At 56.3% G+C, this 17630-nt stretch carries 14 protein-coding genes; 7 read left to right on the top strand and 7 right to left on the bottom strand.

What is annotated here, in order from left to right:
- Positions 1-107 precede the first annotated feature (107 nt).
- A complete protein-coding gene (locus K0H63_RS03995; RefSeq protein WP_220066832.1) occupies positions 108-1673 on the bottom strand; it encodes an insulinase family protein in 1566 nt (521 codons plus the stop codon).
- Positions 1670-3106: a M16 family metallopeptidase gene (locus tag K0H63_RS04000; RefSeq protein ID WP_220066833.1), complete on the bottom strand. Its 1437-nt coding sequence runs from the start codon at positions 3104-3106 to the stop codon at positions 1670-1672. The genes K0H63_RS03995 and K0H63_RS04000 overlap by 4 nt, the downstream gene beginning before the upstream one ends.
- A gap of 104 nt (positions 3107-3210) precedes the next feature.
- On the opposite strand from K0H63_RS04000, the gene K0H63_RS04005 reads away from it, so the two are divergent.
- Positions 3211-4035: an N-acetyl-ornithine deacetylase gene (locus K0H63_RS04005; RefSeq protein ID WP_220066834.1), complete on the top strand. Its 825-nt coding sequence runs from the start codon at positions 3211-3213 to the stop codon at positions 4033-4035.
- 175 nt (positions 4036-4210) lie between these two features.
- On the opposite strand, the gene K0H63_RS04010 is transcribed toward K0H63_RS04005, so the two are convergent.
- From K0H63_RS04010 to K0H63_RS04020, 3 genes are all read right to left on the bottom strand, one after another.
- A complete protein-coding gene (locus K0H63_RS04010; protein ID WP_220066835.1) occupies positions 4211-5125 on the bottom strand; it encodes a L,D-transpeptidase family protein in 915 nt (304 codons plus the stop codon).
- Between the two features lie 128 nt (positions 5126-5253).
- Positions 5254-6774 carry a nitric oxide reductase transcriptional regulator NorR gene (norR, locus tag K0H63_RS04015; RefSeq protein WP_220066836.1) on the bottom strand — a complete coding sequence of 507 codons (1521 nt, stop codon included), beginning with the start codon at positions 6772-6774 and terminating at the stop codon, positions 5254-5256.
- 100 nt (positions 6775-6874) lie between these two features.
- Positions 6875-9151, bottom strand: coding sequence for a nitric-oxide reductase large subunit (locus K0H63_RS04020; RefSeq protein WP_220066837.1), 2277 nt, complete (start codon positions 9149-9151; stop codon positions 6875-6877).
- Between the two features lie 371 nt (positions 9152-9522).
- Here K0H63_RS04020 and K0H63_RS04025 point away from each other — a divergent pair, with 371 nt between their 5' ends.
- Positions 9523-11241, top strand: coding sequence for a potassium/proton antiporter (locus tag K0H63_RS04025; protein ID WP_220066838.1), 1719 nt, complete (start codon positions 9523-9525; stop codon positions 11239-11241).
- Positions 11242-11274: 33 nt separating this feature from the next.
- Here K0H63_RS04025 and K0H63_RS04030 read toward each other — a convergent pair whose 3' ends face one another.
- A complete protein-coding gene (locus tag K0H63_RS04030; protein WP_220066839.1) occupies positions 11275-12201 on the bottom strand; it encodes an LpxL/LpxP family Kdo(2)-lipid IV(A) lauroyl/palmitoleoyl acyltransferase in 927 nt (308 codons plus the stop codon).
- 115 nt (positions 12202-12316) lie between these two features.
- On the opposite strand from K0H63_RS04030, the gene hldE reads away from it, so the two are divergent.
- The 3 genes from hldE (at position 12317) to K0H63_RS04045 (ending at position 15261) form a co-directional block, all read left to right on the top strand.
- Complete coding sequence (hldE, locus tag K0H63_RS04035) at positions 12317-13747, top strand: bifunctional D-glycero-beta-D-manno-heptose-7-phosphate kinase/D-glycero-beta-D-manno-heptose 1-phosphate adenylyltransferase HldE (protein WP_220066840.1); 1431 nt, start codon at positions 12317-12319, stop codon at positions 13745-13747.
- Positions 13747-14628 carry a hypothetical protein gene (locus K0H63_RS04040; RefSeq protein ID WP_220066841.1) on the top strand — a complete coding sequence of 294 codons (882 nt, stop codon included), beginning with the start codon at positions 13747-13749 and terminating at the stop codon, positions 14626-14628. The genes hldE and K0H63_RS04040 overlap by 1 nt, the downstream gene beginning before the upstream one ends.
- Positions 14629-14772: 144 nt before the next feature.
- Positions 14773-15261, top strand: coding sequence for a TetR family transcriptional regulator (locus K0H63_RS04045; RefSeq protein WP_220066842.1), 489 nt, complete (start codon positions 14773-14775; stop codon positions 15259-15261).
- Between the two features lie 62 nt (positions 15262-15323).
- On the opposite strand, the gene K0H63_RS04050 is transcribed toward K0H63_RS04045, so the two are convergent.
- Positions 15324-15590, bottom strand: a complete 267-nt coding sequence (locus K0H63_RS04050; protein ID WP_220066843.1) for a hypothetical protein — start codon at positions 15588-15590, stop codon at positions 15324-15326.
- Positions 15591-15867: 277 nt separating this feature from the next.
- Here K0H63_RS04050 and K0H63_RS04055 point away from each other — a divergent pair, with 277 nt between their 5' ends.
- Both K0H63_RS04055 and K0H63_RS04060 read left to right on the top strand, forming a co-directional pair.
- Positions 15868-16485 carry a hypothetical protein gene (locus K0H63_RS04055; protein ID WP_220066844.1) on the top strand — a complete coding sequence of 206 codons (618 nt, stop codon included), beginning with the start codon at positions 15868-15870 and terminating at the stop codon, positions 16483-16485.
- On the top strand, positions 16482-17570 hold the full coding sequence (locus K0H63_RS04060) for a rhomboid family intramembrane serine protease (protein WP_220066845.1): 1089 nt from the start codon (positions 16482-16484) through the stop codon (positions 17568-17570). The genes K0H63_RS04055 and K0H63_RS04060 overlap by 4 nt, the downstream gene beginning before the upstream one ends.
- Positions 17571-17630: the final 60 nt, after the last annotated feature.

The following is a 17630-nucleotide window of genomic DNA, read 5'->3' on the forward strand; positions in this document are numbered from 1 at the left end:
GCCCTTGCCAATAGCGGCTTTTAATCTTTTTGTTATGGGTGTTTTGGTGCATTTTTTGCCGCGACTGGCTCAGTGTTTTAAACGCGCATGTAAAAATCGATGGGTTTTCAGGGCAGCTTATCCAGGTGTTTTATCACCCAATCGGGGAGTTTTTGCTGCAGATCAGGCAGGAGTAATTTGGCATCACCCTTGATAACGACCCAGGGGGCAGCGCGTAAATACTGCGCCGGGAAGTCACCCATGTCTGCTGCCCTTACCAAGGGAGATGGCAGGTATTCGGGCAGGTCAGTGTCATCGCCGCTTATACGGGCGTGTTCGAGCATAGCGAGCCACTCTCCCAGAGCCGTCCCTTCTCTGTCGGCAAGGACCTTGTGCTGACCGATAAGATAGCTGTCCAGCGCCTGCAGCTCGGCGTCACTTGGCGATGCGCTGCCAAGCAGACTCAGATGATCCAGTATTCCCCGCACGAAGGCGCCGGTGCTTTCGGTGGCACTTGAACCATAGAATTTCAGGGTGCGGCTCAGGGGATTATCGATACAGCTGCCATACACGCCGTATGTCAGGCCCCGGCGGCTGCGCAGGTCGTAAAACAGGCGCCCAGCCTGACTGCGACCCAGCAGCGCTGCCGTGGATTTACAGGGGGCGCTGTTGCCGGTGGTGGGGAGTGAGTAGCCAACCCGGACCTGTGACTGCACTTGCCCTGGGGCATTCAGCAGGTACAGTATTTTTCCTGTGTTTTGGTGCTGTTCAGTCAAGGCCTCGATAGTCTTAACCTCGAAAGTTTTAACCTCAATTCGGTCAACCTCAGCTCCCTCAACCTCAGCTCCCTCAACCTGAATGGCGCCGGAGTTAACCTCAGTGAAAGAAGGTTCGGCTGTGCTCATCAAAGACTCGGGCGCCGTGGCGGCGATAAGGTGCCAGCGCCCCTGGCTTGCCAATCTGCCCACTTCATCTGAAATGGCCTGTTGCCCTGCTTCAGCGTCATTATAAAGTGATAAATAAGGGTGTGATTTACCCAGTACAACCTCAGCCCAGAGCCTGTCTATATCCCGGCCGCTGAACGCCTCTATGTGTTTTGCGAGCCGACTTTCCCGTATCACTCTGTCGCTGTTGTCCTTATCCAGGGTGCCGAAGCGCTTGAACAGGCTTCTTACCCGCATCAGCAGGGGCTCTGGCCCATCGCAGCGACTGGAAAATACCAAACTGTGTGGCCTTGCGATGACACTCAGGGTTTCGGCGCAGCGCTCGCCCGCCAGCGCATTGAGGCGCAGCTGTGCCTGCATTTGCCTGGCGATGAGAGGGCCTGAAGTGAGCACCCCTGCAGTGGTAATAACAAGGTGTGTTGCCTCAAGCCGTTCGTCCCGGTGAAAACTCAACCATTCTTTCTCATCTGCCATGGACATGCCGCCTGCCAGTCGCGGTGGATTGACGGCAGGCTGCAGCACTGGAAAGGGAATCCCCTTGTGTGGCTCAATGCCCGTCACAGGGGCATTGTTGTTGCTGACTCTGTTGTCGGAAGCATCGCTGGCAACTGGCGTGGCGAGCAGCACAGGTGTGCTGAAGTCGGCAAGGACCGGCGCCGCAATGGGCTCATATTCCAGCGATTTATGCTGGCAGCCAATCAGTGAGATGGCGCCCATCATGGCCAACAGCAGGCGTGTTTTGGCGCTCATAATGCCAGCTCCTCAAGGCCTTCGGCCCAGCTTTCGGGGAGCCATTCCAGCAGGCCTTTTCCAAGGCGGGTGTGCCATGCGGGTTTCAGATCGAGCCTGACGCTGTGGCCTGCAAAATAGCGCTGCGCAACTCGCATCAGGTCGTCTTCACTGACATCCCGTACCCTGAGCCAAGGGCTGAGCAGCGGCTGTGCATTGTCAGTGGCAGGGCTTGCGGCGAGCCACTGCGCCAGGGTTTCATCACTGCTGAGCTGCGCTTGGTAGTCGGCGAGCCAGAGCTGCTTGAGTTGACAAAGCTCGGTGCCTTTCATGGGCTCACTGGCGGCCTGGTTTATCAGCATTTCGATACCCGCAGCCAGGGTATCCAGGCTTACATTGGCACGGGGCACCAGCACCAGATTGGTCATGCCGTGGCGCTCCATTTCCAGTGGCAGAGAATAGTGCAGCAGGCTCTGCTTGCCACTGACGCCGGCGCGTTCGATGCTGCTGGCGATACGCTGAAAAAGCCTGAGCTCCAACAACTTGATGGCGGCGGCATCCGGGTGACTGCGTCCCACTGTGTGCCAGGCCATCAGGAGCCCGGGCCAGGGGGCTCTTTCATCTATGACTTCGCCATGGACGGGAGCGCGAGGAGTGAAATCTGGCGTCGCTGCGTTATCCGCTGGTGCCCCTTGGTCGAACCCCGCTGTTTCCGGTGACTGCGCAGGCTCTTGCCAGTTGCCAAAATGGGTGCTGACCTGGGTTTCAACATCCCCCGGCAGGGCACCGGTGAGCGCCATACTCAGACGCGATGGCCGATAAAAACGCTCATGAAAGGCCTTAAGGCTGCCCGCATCGGCACCGAGAATGTCGGCGCGATTGCCAATAATGGCGTGACGGTAGGGGGTATCCGCCGCCTGACTCAGCAAAAAGGTCATTGCCGCACGAAAGTAGGGTTGGTTATCTATGGTTTGTGCCATTTCCGCCAGCACGGTTTTTTGCTGATTGGTAATGGCTTCGGCAGCAAATTGGGGATGCTCAAAGCGGTCCCGCTCCAATGCCAGGGTAAAGGCCAGCCCCTCGGCGGGGATTCGGGTGTAGTAGCGGGTGTCATCGAACAGGGTACTGGCATTAAAGCTGGCACCCATGGCGTTCATCAGTTGGCTGTAACCATCGCCGGGGGCCTGGCGACTGCCCTTGAAAAGCAGATGCTCAAACAAATGGGCCCAGCCGGTTTGTCCCTGGGATTCGTGGCGAGAGCCCACCGCAAAGCGGCTTGCCAGGGTGATGTTTTGTTTGTTGGCCTTTGGAAGCCAAAACAGGCGGATACCGTTATCAAGCTGCCTTGTCTCTACGGCGTCATCCAGATGCCTTAACGGCTGGTCATCGAACTGGCATTCGGACAGGGGCGCGAGTGTCATCATCGACAGGCCAAGTACTGCCAGCAATCCCATGAATATCTTCCCCAAGCCTTTGGAATGGCATTCAGTTTTTCATCATTACTGATATGATGGCAAGAGCTTTCCACCCTCTTGTTTTTAAGCCAAGGATGCCCGTTATGAGTCGTTCACCCTTCCAAACCTTTGTCTGGCGCAGTGAGATATTTGAATGTCAAAGCACCGACATCCAACGTTTTTACAGCTTGCTTGCCATTGAGACAGAGCGCCTTGGTCTTGGCAGTAAAATCCTGGGGCAGGCAGGGCACCATCCGTTGTATCTGTTGCAATCACCCGGGCAGAAAGCCGGTTTGCCCAATTTGCTTATCAGCGCCGGTTTCCACGGTGAAGAGTCTGCCGGTCCCTGGGGGCTGTTGCACTTTTTATCGCAGCTGGATGGCGAGCTGTTCAAGCGGGTAAATCTGAGCGTATTGCCGCTGGTTAACCCCACCGGGTTTGCCAAAGGGCACAGGTTCAATGAGCTGGGTGAAAACCCCAATCGCGGCTTTTTTATTGAAAATGGCAAAGCCAAGCCCGGCGATGATACCTCGGCAGAAGGACGCATCTTGCTTGAACACGCCCACCTGCTGCAGGTGGCCAGCCGTGATGGCATCCTCACCTGTCATGAAGACGTGCTGCTGACAGACACCTATGTGTATACCTTTGAGCCAAGCCAGGCGCCCGGCCGTTTCAGTCACAGCTTGCGGGATGCACTGGGGCAGTATTTCCCCATTGCCGCCGATGGCGATGTCGACAACTGTCCGGTACGCAGCGGCGTGATTTTCAACCACTTCGATACCTCATTCGAATCCTTTTTGGTGCGCAGCGGTGCCCGCGTGGGTTGCTGCAGTGAGACTCCGGGCCAGCAGCCGCTGGATCAACGCATTCTGGCCAATGCCGCCGCCATGAACACCTTTGTGAACATGTTGGCACCGGAATTGAGTTAAACGCTGAGGGCATATGCGCCACGGGAATGACGGGGAATCTGCCTGCTCATCACTGTGACGCAGCATCTCGCCGGGCAATTTAGCGTGTTGGGTAATTAAGCTTGGTGGGCGTTTCAGCGCCAAAATAAAAACAGCCACTTAAAGTGGCTGTTTTTATTTATCGGGTTATCCCAACTCAGGGATTGATGCGGGTTGGCATGCCGGTACGGGCTTCCAGCAGACGCTTCAATACGAAGGAGTCGGTTTCGGCATGGGCCACAAAGCGGCTGATGGCCGTGGGCAGCGTCAGCGGCACAGGCTCGGCGGAATCAAATTCGGCCTGAGTGCGTGACAGCGGCTGGTGCACTTCGAGGTAGCGCGCGCCATCGGGCTCTTCGGTGGCCTTGATGGGCTGATTCACAAACTGCACTCGGGTGCCCACGGGCACACTGTTAAACAGGTGCTCGATGTCGGTGTCACGCAGACGCACACAACCCTGGCTTACCCGTAAACCAATGCCAAAGGTGGCGTTGGTGCCATGAATGGCATAGAGATTACCGATATAGAGCGCAAAGAGGCCCATGGGGTTGTCGGGGCCTGCCGGCCACACGGGGGGCAGGGTCACGCCCTTGGCGGCATATTCCTTGCGAATGCGGGCCGTGGGGGTCCAGGTTGGGTTGGCGCGTTTGCGCTGCACCGTGGTGACCCAGTTTTCCGGGGTGTCACGGCCTACCTGACCGATACCTATGGGCAGCACTTCAACGATTTTTTTACCCTTGGGGTAATAGTAGAGACGCATCTCGGCGATGTTGATCACTATGCCTTCCCGCGGCGCATCGGGCAGGATCAACTGGTGAGGAATGATCAGGGTGCTGCCTGGCTTTGGCAGGAAGGGGTCGACCCCGGGGTTGGCTTCCATCAGGTTTGACAGACCCAACTGGAACTGCGAGGCGATATCCTCGAGGGTACGCTTGTCGTCAGGGACAACATAATACTGAATTTCCCCCACCAGACGACTGTCTTTGGCGGGCAGGGGATAGATCACCGCCAGTGCCGATTGGCAAAAGCTGATGAGGCTGAAAAATATGACGAGGCTAAAAACAGGTTTCATCTGACTCTATTGACTCTCACTGGTGCGGCACAATCCTGAGCCTGTGGGATACCTTGATGTCTGACTCCATGGCAGAGCAGGCATCCTCATCGAATTCGCGCAGAATTTCAACTGCTATTTGACAATAATTATTTCAATCCGAGGCGCTTGGCGAGCCGGTGCAGGTTACCGGGATCCAGCCCGAGGGCTCTGGCGGTGGAGGCCCAGTTACCGCGATTGGCGCTGAGAATTTGGCCTATGTAGGCCGCCTGAAATGCATCTGTGGCTTCCTTGAGGTTTTTGCCTTCCACCTGAGCGCCCACCACCGGGCTTTGCACAGGTACAGACGCGCTCTGGCCGCCGATGGCAAGCATCTGGGGCTCTATCATCACGGCGCCGTCATCGCTGGCGGCTCTGGCCAGGGTGGCAGCCCTTTTTATCACATGTTCAAGCTCGCGTACGTTGCCCGGCCAGTCGTGGTTTTTCAGGCGGCTCAGGGCATCGGGTCTTATTCTGAGCACCGACAGCCCGAGGGACTTGCGGCTCTGCTCAAGAAAATGACCGCACAGAGGGCCAAGATCTTCCGGGCGCTCCCTAAGCGGCGGCACGTGGAGCGGGAAGACGCTCAGGCGGTGGTACAGGTCGGCGCGGAAGCGGCCCGCCAGGACTTCCTGTTTCAAATCCTTATTGGTAGCGGCAATGATGCGCACATCCACCTTGAGGCTGCGGTCATCGCCGATGCGCTGCACATCACCGTATTGCAATACCCGAAGCAGCTTGGCCTGCAGTCCCAGTGGCAGCTCACCGATTTCGTCCAAAAACAGGGTGCCCTTGTCGGCGGTTTCGAATTTACCGCTGCGGTGACTGATTGCGCCGGTAAAGGCCCCTTTCACGTGACCAAAAAGCTCGCTCTCGGCGACAGACTCCGGCAGGGCGGCGCAGTTGAGGTACACCAGTGCTTTACCGGCCCGTGGACTGGCCTGATGTACGGCGCGGGCGACCAGCTCCTTGCCTGTCCCTGTTTCGCCGAGTATGAGTACACTCAGATCCGTGCCTGCCACCGCGAGTATCTCCTGACGCAGGCTCTCCATCACGGGGGCATTGCCCACCATGGGCGGAGTATCGTTGTTTGCCTCGCGGCTGCCGTGACCAAGCAGCGACACCCGCTCCAATTTATCCAGCAACAGGGCATTTTTCAAAGACGCCGCACTTAAGGCGCCAAGTGCCCTCAGTTCCATGGTGCCGAGATTATCGAATCGCTGTGGGTCGAAGGCATCCAGTGTCAGCGCGCCAATCAGCTTTTCGTCGTCAAACAGTGGCAGGCCAATGCAGGCATGCACGTGGAGCCTGTCTTCCTGATTGGGAATAAGGCCGTCGTAGGGATCCGGCAGGGCACTGTCGGCGGGGAAACGCACCAGGTCGCCTGCTCTGGCGATGGCTTCGAGGCGCGGATGGCTGTCGATGGCAAAGTGGCGTCCGGCCACGTCCTCGGCCAGCCCTGCGGTTGCAAGGGGGACAAAGTGACGGTCGCGGAACTCCAGCAGTGCGGCGGCATCACAACCCAGGTTGGCTTTGACTGTGTCCACCAGTCTGGCAAAGCGGTCACGGTGTGACAGGCCGGAGGTGATATCCAGTGCGATGCGGGTGAGCAGGGTTTGGCTGAGTGGCATTGAGGTAGGCTGCCCCGAACTAAATAGCGTTGGGGTCAGCATACTCTGGTTGGGTGAGATTGTCATTTTGACATGGGGGCGCACAGCGCCCCCGATAAGGTTAGATAGTGGAGGTTTGAATAGCGGCCACGGTGCGGCGTGACAACGCCTTGCGAACGATATCCACCAGGAACATGGCCAGCAGCAGACCGCCGACGCTGAAGATAACGTCGCCAAATACCCGCATCCACACCAGAGTCTCCACCGTGGAGGAATGAATAACCGCTGGTGAGCGGGCAAACCAGTAGCCGTTTTCAATCACAGCGAAGAACTGGGTGATACCCATTGGCAGCAACGACATGAATACCATGGCTGCCAGGCCCAGGTTCAGGCTCCAGAACGCGCCCTTGAGCAGCTTCTCATTCCAGGGCATTTCCAGGGTCAGGCCGCGCAGACAGGAGAGCATCAAACCTATGCCCAGCATGCCGTACACGCCCATGAAGGCGGCGTGGCCGTGGGTTGCCGTGGTGTTTAGGCCCTGAATAAAGTAGAGCGAGATTGGGGGGTTAATCAGGAAACCGAGCACGCCGGCACCGACCAGGTTCCAGAATGCGGTGGCGACGAAGAACATGATGGCCCAGTGGTAGCGCTGCATCCAGGGAGCGGCATGGCGCAGACGATAGCTTTCAACGGCCTCAAACCCAATCAGAGCCAGGGGAACCACTTCCAGTGCCGAGAAGATGGAGCCCCAGGCGATGATTGAGTTGGTGGTGCCGGTAAAGTACAGGTGGTGCAGGGTGCCGATAAGACCACCGGTAAGGAAGATAACAGTGGCGAAGAGCACAGCAGCATTGGCGTTGCGGGCACGGATAAGGCCCAGGCGAACCAACAGCAGGGCAATAACCGAGGTGGCGAAGGTTTCAAAGAAGCCTTCTACCCACAGGTGCACCACCCACCAGCGCCAGTATTCGGCCATCGCCAGGTTGGTGTGTTTGCCCATAAAGAGGCCGGCACCGTAGAAGAGTCCGATGGCAACACAGGAGGCGTAGAGCACCCAAATCACCGGACGCATTTCACCCTGCAGCTTAAGGGCGGGACGAATGGCGGCGGTCACCAGAGTCAGCCATATCATCAGGCCAGCCAGCAGCAAAATCTGCCATACGCGACCCAGATCCACATATTCATAGCCCTGATGGCCAAAGAGGAAATTGTTGTCGAGGCTGAAATACTGCTGAACCCCCAACCATTCACCGGCCATGGAACCCAGCACCACAACAACCAGTGCGGCCCAGAGCACATTTACACCAAGACGCTGATATTTGGGCTCATGGCCGGACAGTGCAGGGGCTATGTAAAGACCCGTGCCGAGCCAGGCAGTGGCAATCCAGAACACGGCCAGCTGGGTGTGCCAGGTACGGGTGACTGAATAGGGCAGGATCTCGGCCAGTGGCAGACCATAAAACTGCTGACCTTCCACCGCGTAGTGGGCCGTGATGCCCCCCAACACTATTTGCAGCAGGAACAGGCCAATGGCGGTGATGAAATACTTGCCCACGGCCTTTTGTGATGGGGTAGGCTTGAAGCGGAACAGGGGGTCTTCTTTTGCAGGCTCTGGCAGTGGATGGGCCTTACCGGCAGCGTGATACCACACCAGACCACCAATCCCGGCTATCAGGGTGACAATGCTCAAAATCGACCAGACGATATTGTCTGAGGTGGGGGTATTGCCAAGCTGAGGATCGTAGGGCCAGTTGGCGGTGTAGGTGTAAGTTTCACCCGGGCGCTCAGTGATGGCCGCCCAGGCACTCCAGAATACGAAGGCGTTGAGCTGCTGACGGTTTGCCAGGTCGGGGATGGTGCCTTCTTTCATGGCATACTGCTCACGCAGGGTTTGCATGGAGGCATCGTCACCGAAAAGTGCCACATAGTGCTCAACCACCTGGCCAATGGCCTCAATGCGTGTTGCGCTCAGTGGGACTTCCAGTTTATCGCCGTTGTTGAACAGGGTGTTGCGGCGCATATCGTCCCGCAGAGCCTGTTCAAGCGCGGCCTGCTGTGACTTGTCCAGCTCGGCAAAGGCTTTGCCATACTGGTTGTTGGCGCTGATGTTGAGCCAGGCTTCGGCCTCACGGTGTAACCAGTCGGCTGACCAGTCGGGCGCCACATAGGAGCCATGGCCCCAAATGGAGCCCAGTTGGTGCCCACCCATGGAGCGCCAAACCAGCTGGCCGCGAAGGATGTCGTTTTTGCTGTAAAGCGTTTGACCGCTTTCACTGGTGAAGGCATCCGGAATGGGAGGCATCTCCCGATAGATTTCACTGCCAAGACTCAGCAGTACTGTGAAGGAGGCAATCAGCACTATTAGCAGTGCAATTGCCGTTTTGCGAAGTGAACTCATTGTGGCCTCTCTAGCGCTTGTTCTAATGTCATCGCTATAAGGCAGAATGCGTGCCATTATTGAATATTAAGCAATTACAAGCATTTACTGTTAATTTGTTTTATTGAATTGTTTTTGTGACAACGTCACTTGATGTCATAAGGACATTGTAATTGTTTAAATGACATTGTTTAGTGTTGATGAATATTGGCAAGATCTTGGTTGAAGCTGCCGACTCTGCAGGGTGAGTGGGCTAAATGAATGTTAAGCAGTAAAAACCAATATAAAACAGGAGTTTTACTTTTGGTTTTTCGACATTAAATTTGCTTTAAAATACCGTTTTGTCACATTTTGTCTGTATAATTGTCGCGATTTCTTGATAGGGAGGCGCAATGATTGCAGAAAACATGAATTTGTTGTTTTTGGTCGGCGCCTTGCTGGTGGGGCTCAGTGTGGTGTTAAGCCCCCTGTCTTCCCGACTGGGTGTACCCATATTGCTGGTATTCCTGGGAGTGGGGATCCTCGCCGGTGAGGATGGTCCCGGCGGCATACAATTCAACGATTACTCCACGGCCTACCTGGTCAGTAATCTGGCGCTGGCGGTTATCCTGCTGGATGGTGGTCTCAGAACCAAGATGAGCAGCTTCCGGCTGGCGCTCTGGCCTTCGCTTTCCCTGGCGACACTTGGCGTGGCCATTACCACGGTGTTGACCGGCTTGCTGGCCGCCTGGCTGTTCGACCTTAATTTGCTGATGGGGCTTCTGATTGGTGCCATCGTTGGCAGTACCGATGCGGCCGCGGTGTTTTCGCTGCTCAAGGGCCGGGCGCTGAACGAGCGCGTGGGCTCGACCCTCGAAATTGAATCGGGCAGTAACGATCCCATGGCCGTGTTTCTCACCGTCAGCCTGATTGCCATGATAGCCGCCGGCGGCGACTTTGATGGTCCCGGGCTGATGCGCGACCTGGCGCTTCAGGCCGGTATGGGAATGGCCGCCGGTTTTGGTGGAGGGTACCTGATATGGCATCTTGTCAATCGTAGCGTGCTGGCAGATGGACTTTACCCCATTCTGGTGCTGGCAGGCGGTCTGCTGCTGTTTGCCCTGTCCAGTTTGCTCGGTGGCAGCGGTATCCTGTCTATCTATCTCTATGGTCTGTTCCTTGGCAATCGCGGCATGCGCGGAAAGCACAGTACGCTCGCTGTGATGGACGGCCTGACCTGGCTGGCGCAGATTGGCATGTTCCTGGTGCTGGGGCTGCTGCTGACGCCGTCATCGCTGCTCGAGGTCCTGGTACCCGGACTGGTGCTGGCGCTGGGGATGATTTTTATCGCCCGGCCGCTGGCCGTGTGGGTAAGCCTGGCGCCCTTCAAGCGTTTTGTGGCAAGGGAGCGCTGGTTTATCAGTTGGGTGGGCCTGAGGGGCGCAGTGCCCATTATCCTGGCGGTGTTCCCCATGATGGCCGGCTTGCCCAATGCCGAGCTCTATTTCAACCTGGCCTTTTGTGTGGTACTGGTCTCTTTGCTGCTCCAGGGCTCAACTTTGCCCTTGGCGATGAAGCTCGCCAGAGTCAGTTTGCCGCCCAAGCCTGAGCCCATCAGCCGCGCGGGAGTCGACATCTTTCCTGCCAGTGAATGGGAAATTTTTGTCTATCGTCTCAAGCCCAATAAGTGGTGTGTGGGCGAGCCATTAAGGCGTTTGTCGATGCCGGAAGGCACCCGCATTGCGGCGTTGTTCCGGGGGAACAATTTGCTGCACCCTTCGGGCAGTACCGAGCTTGCTGCCGACGATGTGCTGTGCGTGCTCGGTCAGGCCAAAGACTTGCCTGCCCTCAGTCAGCTCTTCAGTGAGGCGCCGGAAAACCCGTCCATGGCAGGCTTTTTCGGTGACTTTATGTTGGCTACCTCGGTACGTCTTGCGGATTTGGCGCCGCTTTATGGTTTTAACCTGCATGAAGACGAGGTGGGGCTGACACTGGAAGACCTGATGCATCAAAAGCTTGGCCGCAACCCGGTAGAGGGTGACAGCTTTGAGTGGCAGGGCTGTGATTGGGTGGTGCGCACCATGGAAGGGGATTGTCCAACCTGCCTTGGTTTGAAGCTCAAGGCAGGTTGAGGTGCTGGTATCTGATGCGAATTCGAGACGATGTTACTTGTAGAGTGAAGGCGCGTCCTGTTCCGGGCGCGTCTTGAAGCGGCGATGCAGCCACATGTATTGCGGCAGATTGCGGGAAATCAGCGACTCCACCACCTGATTGCCACGAATGGCGTCGGCGGTTTCGTCTTCACCGGGGAAGTCTTCCAGCGGCGGCAAAATCTCAATGCTGTAGCCCTTGTCATCAGCGTCCCGCTCCACAAAAAACGGCAGAACCCTGGCTTTGCCCAGCTTGGCCAGGGTGGTGGCTCCCGTGATGGTGGCGGCATCGGGCACCGCAAAGAAGGGAATAAATACAGCGGAAGAGCGGCCAAAATCCTGATCGGCCGTGTACCAGATCACTTCGGCATTCCGTAAGCAGCGCACCATCTGACGCAAATCGCGCTTGGGCACCAGGGCCTTGTTGGAACGCAGGCGTCCTTTCACTTGCAGATATTCCATCACCGCATTGTTGTGGGGGCGGTAAACACCCACGCCGGGCTGAAACTGACCAAAAATCCGCGCGCCCATTTCCAACGGCAAACAATGTACCGCAAACAGGATAACGCCCTGACCCGCGGCAACGGTTTGCTCAACATGTTCGGCCCCCTTGATGCGCATATGCTGCTGTATGCGCTCATCGCTCCACCACCAGGCGCAAATGGTATCGAACACGGCTTTGCCGGTTTCTTCGAAGTTGCGTTTGAACAGGGCGTCGCGCTCGGCGTCGCTCATGTCGGGGAAGCAAAGTTCCAGATTACGTCTGGCGGTATTACTGCGACTGCCAGCCAATATCCTTACCAGTCGGCCAAGTCCTTTACCCAGGGACATCTGCCAATGCAGGGGCAGAAGCGACAAGGCGCGCATCAATCCTACACCCAGCCATAACAGCCAGTACTTGGGGTGATACAGGTGATTGGAAAATTGGGCACTTTCTACCACTTGGGGCTCGCTCTGTTGCAAAAATTCGTGCTTATTCTAACGCAAAACATGCGCAACAGCGGGAGAAAATTGGGTACAATCCGCTTTTAGTTTCGGCAAATTCAATGTGAGTACTATGAAGGTTACGCTGCCAGCTTTTGAGAAGGCCCGGGTTTTGGTTGTTGGGGATGTGATGTTGGACCGCTATTGGGTGGGACCGACCGGACGCATCTCCCCCGAAGCCCCAGTGCCCGTGGTGCGCATCAATCAGATTGAAGACAGGCCAGGCGGCGCCGCCAACGTGGCGCTGAACATTGCCGCCCTCGGTGGCAAGGTGCAGTTGTCAGGCCTGGTGGGACAGGATGATACCGCAGATGCCCTGACCCGCGGCGTGCAGGCCCTTGGCGTTGAACCCCATTGGCTGGTGGTGGAAGATAAGCCCACCATCACCAAGCTCAGGGTATTGTCCCGCAATCAGCAGCTCATCCGACTCGACTTTGAAGAAGCCTTTGATAAGCAAAGCAGTGATGCCTTGCTGACTAGGGCCGAAGCGCGCCTCGATGATGTGGATGTGGTTATCCTGTCAGACTATGCCAAGGGCGCCGTGGGTGAACCCGCCGACTTTATTGCCAGAGCCCGTGCCAAAGGGGTCAAGGTACTGGTAGACCCAAAGGGCAGTGACTTTGCCCGCTACCGGGGCGCAACCCTGCTGACTCCGAACATGAGTGAATTTGAAGCCGTGGTGGGGGCTGTAACCAGCGAAGCGGATTTGGTTGAAAAGGCCCAAAAGCTGCTTCAGGACCTGGCATTGGATGCGCTCTTGGTGACACGCTCTGAAAAGGGTATGACCCTGATTACGCCCAAGGCTCCCGAGCTGCATATCCCCACCGTAGCCCGTGAGGTATACGACGTCACAGGTGCCGGTGATACCGTGATTTCGGCCTTGGCCACGGCCCTTGCCGCCGGTGCTGAGCTGCCTCAGGCCTGTGCCATCGCCAACACCGCCGCCGGTGTGGTAGTCGGCAAGCTGGGCACATCCACCGTCAGCCGTATTGAGCTGATTGAAGCCCTGAAATCCCATCAGGGCGAGTCAGGAATTGGTGTCGTGAGTGAAGATCAGCTGGTGTATGCCCTTGAGCAGGCCAAGCTTCGCGGCGAGCGGGTAGTGATGACTAACGGCTGCTTCGATATTCTCCACGCAGGTCATGTGAGTTATCTCGCCCAGGCCAAGGCCCTTGGCGATCGCCTGATTGTGGCCGTGAATGATGATGACTCGGTGCGCCGTTTGAAAGGCGATGGCCGTCCGGTGAACTCAGTCGACAGACGCATGGCGGTACTCGCCGGGCTTGCCTCGGTGGACTGGGTGGTGCCCTTCAGTGAAGACACGCCCCAGCGGGTTATCGCCAGACTCCTGCCAGACCTCCTGGTAAAGGGCGGCGACTATAAGGTGGAAGACATTGCCGGTGGCGCCGAGGTGATTGCCAATGGCGGCCAGGTGAAGGTGCTTGGCTTTGAAGATGGTGTGTCGACCACAGCCATCATTCAGAACATCATGAGCCGCCACTGATGCGGTGGCGACTGGCACTGAATCTGCTGCTGTTGATGGCCTGTAGTGGCCTTAATGCGGCGCAGTTCAGTGGCAGTCTACACAACCCTAAACAGGTCATTGTGGCGGGGAAGGAGGTGATTCTCTGTGAGCTCGCCGGAATACCTTCCTGCCTTGCCAGCCTGCCGCAAGAGGTGACGGCGCAATTACCCGCGGATATCCCGGCACTTTTGGGGTATCGCGCCGCGCTGGTGACGCCGGTTTCTCACCCAGCGATAGCCGGGGTGATAGTGATGGCACCTGAGCGCACCCCAAGTCGCGAGAGTGCCATAGTCTCAGGGGCTCTGCTGGAGCTGCCGTTGGCAGAACAATTCACCTTAACCCTATGGCACGAGATTGGCCATTTGGAGGTCAGAGCCCTGCAAGGCTCTGTGCTGCCGGACATCCTCAGCGTGCGTGAGCAGGAATGGCTGGCCGATGCCTACCTTTATTGGCGGGTTGCCAAAGAGAAAGGCAGTCTCACTCTGGCCTGGCAGCAGTTTCATCGCCGTAATCTGCAGGCTATCAATGACGTTAACCAGTTGTCCCATTGGAGCTCTCTTTACTTACTCCCGCTACTTAACAGGTATGATGCCAAAGAACTGGCGTTATTCGCTGAATTTGGTGCTTTTTGCCAGGATTTTTACCCAAGCCTTCCCCAGTGGTCTGACGAAGAGCTGCAGGAGTTTGCCAGCCTTTTGCATAATCTTTTTCAATCTGGTAACACCCGGAATATGCCCCATTATATGTACTGGCGAAAACCGCAATTACGCCCCGTATTGGCGCCCACCCTCGGTTTGCTGATGGGGCCAAACAACGCCCATCAATGGCTCAGCAGACAGCATATGTTAATCAAGGGTTAGCGATTTGGCATGGTGTTCGGTTTTTAGCTGAACACTGGCTGAACGAAAGTCAGATACTCTTATGAATGCCATTTTTCTGGCAGTAATCCCTCTAATGCTTTGGTAAGCTCTGCGCAACAAATATAACAACGGGGGATACATTTCATGGCGAAACGTTCCAAGGTGCAGACTGAGCAGACCATTAACCAGATCATGGATGAGGCGCTCAAGCAAATCCTGAGTATTGGTTTCGACGCTATGTCATACACAACGCTGTCAGAAGCGACCGGGATCAGCCGGACTGGTATCAGCCACCACTTCCCGAAGAAAACGGACTTTTTGGTACGTCTGGATGCACGTATTGGCCGCCTGTTTATGGCAGCCCTGGACTTTTCCAGCGTTGAAGCGCTGGAGCGCAGCTGGATGCAGGCGATGCGCGAGTCCCACTATCGGGCCGTACTGAAACTCTTCTTCAGTCTTTGTGGTTCAGCTGAGCGTGATGTGACACAGTTTCGTGCCATCAGTGGCGCCCGTGAAAGCGCCATGCTGGAGCTGGGCACTCAGGGCGAACGGACCATCAACCAATTGCTGGGCCGTGCGGCTGTTATGCTGATTGCAGAATCCGATACCGCTGTGGCAAGTCAGGCCGCTTGAACGCCCAACAAGCAATAGCGGTAATAGCAGTATAAGAAAAGGAGCCTTAAGGCTCCTTTTCGCTATTGGCGCAGTTGTATGTCCGGGGCGAAGTCGATATCCCCCCAGCTATTTATGGTTGCAAGTCTTGCATCCTGGCGGGTGATGGCCAAAGGCTGGCTCTGTTGTCCGCGGACAAAGAGTAACTGATAGCCAAGTTTCGCCAGCGTATAAAATGCAAACCTCTGTGCAGTGGTGAGTTTGTTCCAGTGATCCAGATTACTGGGACTACCATGCCGCCGGTCAGCTTTCTCCCTGTGGCCTTCTTGGTGGGTGCTTTCATGGGTCATGTCACGCCTCCAACGTGTGCCGTCACTGCCTTAGCAGTACTTTAGTTATACGCCAACGACGGATAATCACAATAGCCTGATTTTCCCATTTATGCATATTGTGTGTCGGTAATGGGTATGGTTTGGCGTTGGATGCACAGGCGTTAAGCCGCCGGACCCTTAAATGGATTTTTTGATCTTGGCACTGGTTTACAGTGGCCTCGGCGCGTATCCTTGGACTCTTTTCACCCCCTTCATTAAATCGTTAATGAAATCCAAGGATTAGGAGTACCTTGATATGGATATCGAAAGTCAGAGCCCTGTGGCTGTAGCGCCGGGCGTTCAGGCCCACGCCGACACCCCGCGACATTCGCTGCGACTGGACAATCAGGAACTGGTGAAAACCAGTTTTTGGATAAGCCAGGTCTTTATGATTATCGCCACAGTGGCGGGCGTCTATCTGGCCGCGAAAGAAGGCTTATCCCAGGCCATCGCGTTTGATTCGCTGATGAGTCAGCAAAATAACTATCACCTGCGCCACGCCCTTTATGATGAGCTGGCCGACAACGTGCAAATTCTGACGGCGTATGCGGATAAGATAGAAAAAGAGCGCCCCTTCGATATCAAGCGGCACCATCCCGCAGTGGCCACCTTCGTGTGGGAAAACATGCGCTACTCTCAAAGCACCCTGGAAACCCCATCGGAAATTCTCTCGGCCTCCCGGCGCTTTCATAGCCAGTCGGCGGATATTATCGACAAGCTGGAATCCAAGTTCTATGGGCCCACCTATGGCGTAAAAGAGCTGCGGGTGGTGATAGCGTCCATGGAACAGCACACCTTGCCAGCACTGAAAATCAATTATGAGGCGCTCGGTGAATCGCTGCGCCAGGCTGGGGTATTGGAGGCGTTGAAATGAACAAGCAATTAACCTGTCCCGGCTGTCAGCATCAAAGTTTCAGGGTGTTTGAATTTCACGGTGAGCAGGTGGACACCTGTCAAAAGTGTGCCGGTCTCTGGTTTGAATATGGTGAGTTGGACCGGGCCCTGTCAACGGCCGACAACGGCGATGATGCCGTAGTGCTTGAGCAGTCCATGGGGGCGCATCTGGGGCGCTCGGAGCGTCGCTGTCACGGCTGTGACTGCACTTTGGAGCGCTACCACCTGATGCAGGAGTTTGAAATCGAAGTAGACGTATGCCCTTCCTGCCGCGGTGTCTGGCTCGACAAGCATGAGTGCGACAAGGTGGTGCAGTCTCCCCGGGTGCGTCAGGCGCTGGCAGAGCTTGACGGCAAAATCAGTGTCAAAACCTGGCTGTTCCAGTTTTTGTCGCAAATGCCGGTGGAGTTCAATCTCAAGCCTAAAAGCAAGCCCGTGGTGACCTGGTGGTTGCTGGGTTTGAATTTGGTGATCTTTGGGGTCTACGGCTTCGACTTGTCGATGATAGATCCCATATTCGAGCAGTTTGCCCTCGTGCCAAATCAGGTGATGCACGGCAGCCATGTGTGGACCCTGTTCAGTCATATGTTCCTCCATGGCGACATCATTCACCTCGCGGGCAACATGTACTTCCTCTACGTGGTGGGGGATAACCTGGAAGATGCCCTTGGCCGGGCACGCTTTTTGGGGCTGTATCTGGTGTGTGGTCTCGCGGCTGCGGCGGCGCAAATCATCTCCGAGCCAGGCAGCGATATCTACATGGTGGGCGCCAGCGGCGCCATCGCCGGCCTGTTCGGCATGTACCTGCTGTGGTTTCGCTATGCCAGCCTGACCTTTATGTTCATCGTGTTTCAAAAGAAGGTGTCACCTTTGGTGTTCTTCGGCATTTGGCTCGCGTTTAACATCTTCGGTTTGTACATGGCGGGCGAGGGTGTGGCTTACTGGGCCCACATCGGTGGCTTTGTGGCGGGGCTGATTATCGGCAAGCTGATGTATACCAGAGTGATGGCAGCCAACCCCATGCTGGCGCTGATGAACTCACCGGAAGTGAGGGTGAGCCGTTAAACTCAACGAAAAAGGCGCCCAGGGCGCCTTTTTTGATGCTCATTTCGCTCGTAGGGCCGT

Origin of the sequence: Shewanella zhangzhouensis, from assembly GCF_019457615.1 — a bacterium.
GTDB classification, from domain to species: Bacteria; Pseudomonadota; Gammaproteobacteria; order Enterobacterales; family Shewanellaceae; genus Shewanella; species Shewanella zhangzhouensis.

Coding starts and splice junctions, on each gene's coding strand:
- K0H63_RS03995 (WP_220066832.1), bottom strand. CDS start 1,673: ATGAGCGCCAAAACACGCCTGCTGTTGGCCATGATGGGCGCCATCTCA.
- K0H63_RS04000 (WP_220066833.1), bottom strand. CDS start 3,106: ATGGGATTGCTGGCAGTACTTGGCCTGTCGATGATGACACTCGCGCCC.
- K0H63_RS04005 (WP_220066834.1), top strand. CDS start 3,211: ATGAGTCGTTCACCCTTCCAAACCTTTGTCTGGCGCAGTGAGATATTT.
- K0H63_RS04010 (WP_220066835.1), bottom strand. CDS start 5,125: ATGAAACCTGTTTTTAGCCTCGTCATATTTTTCAGCCTCATCAGCTTT.
- norR (WP_220066836.1), bottom strand. CDS start 6,774: ATGCCACTCAGCCAAACCCTGCTCACCCGCATCGCACTGGATATCACC.
- K0H63_RS04020 (WP_220066837.1), bottom strand. CDS start 9,151: ATGAGTTCACTTCGCAAAACGGCAATTGCACTGCTAATAGTGCTGATT.
- K0H63_RS04025 (WP_220066838.1), top strand. CDS start 9,523: ATGATTGCAGAAAACATGAATTTGTTGTTTTTGGTCGGCGCCTTGCTG.
- hldE (WP_220066840.1), top strand. CDS start 12,317: ATGAAGGTTACGCTGCCAGCTTTTGAGAAGGCCCGGGTTTTGGTTGTT.
- K0H63_RS04040 (WP_220066841.1), top strand. CDS start 13,747: ATGCGGTGGCGACTGGCACTGAATCTGCTGCTGTTGATGGCCTGTAGT.
- K0H63_RS04045 (WP_220066842.1), top strand. CDS start 14,773: ATGGCGAAACGTTCCAAGGTGCAGACTGAGCAGACCATTAACCAGATC.
- K0H63_RS04050 (WP_220066843.1), bottom strand. CDS start 15,590: ATGACCCATGAAAGCACCCACCAAGAAGGCCACAGGGAGAAAGCTGAC.
- K0H63_RS04055 (WP_220066844.1), top strand. CDS start 15,868: ATGGATATCGAAAGTCAGAGCCCTGTGGCTGTAGCGCCGGGCGTTCAG.
- K0H63_RS04060 (WP_220066845.1), top strand. CDS start 16,482: ATGAACAAGCAATTAACCTGTCCCGGCTGTCAGCATCAAAGTTTCAGG.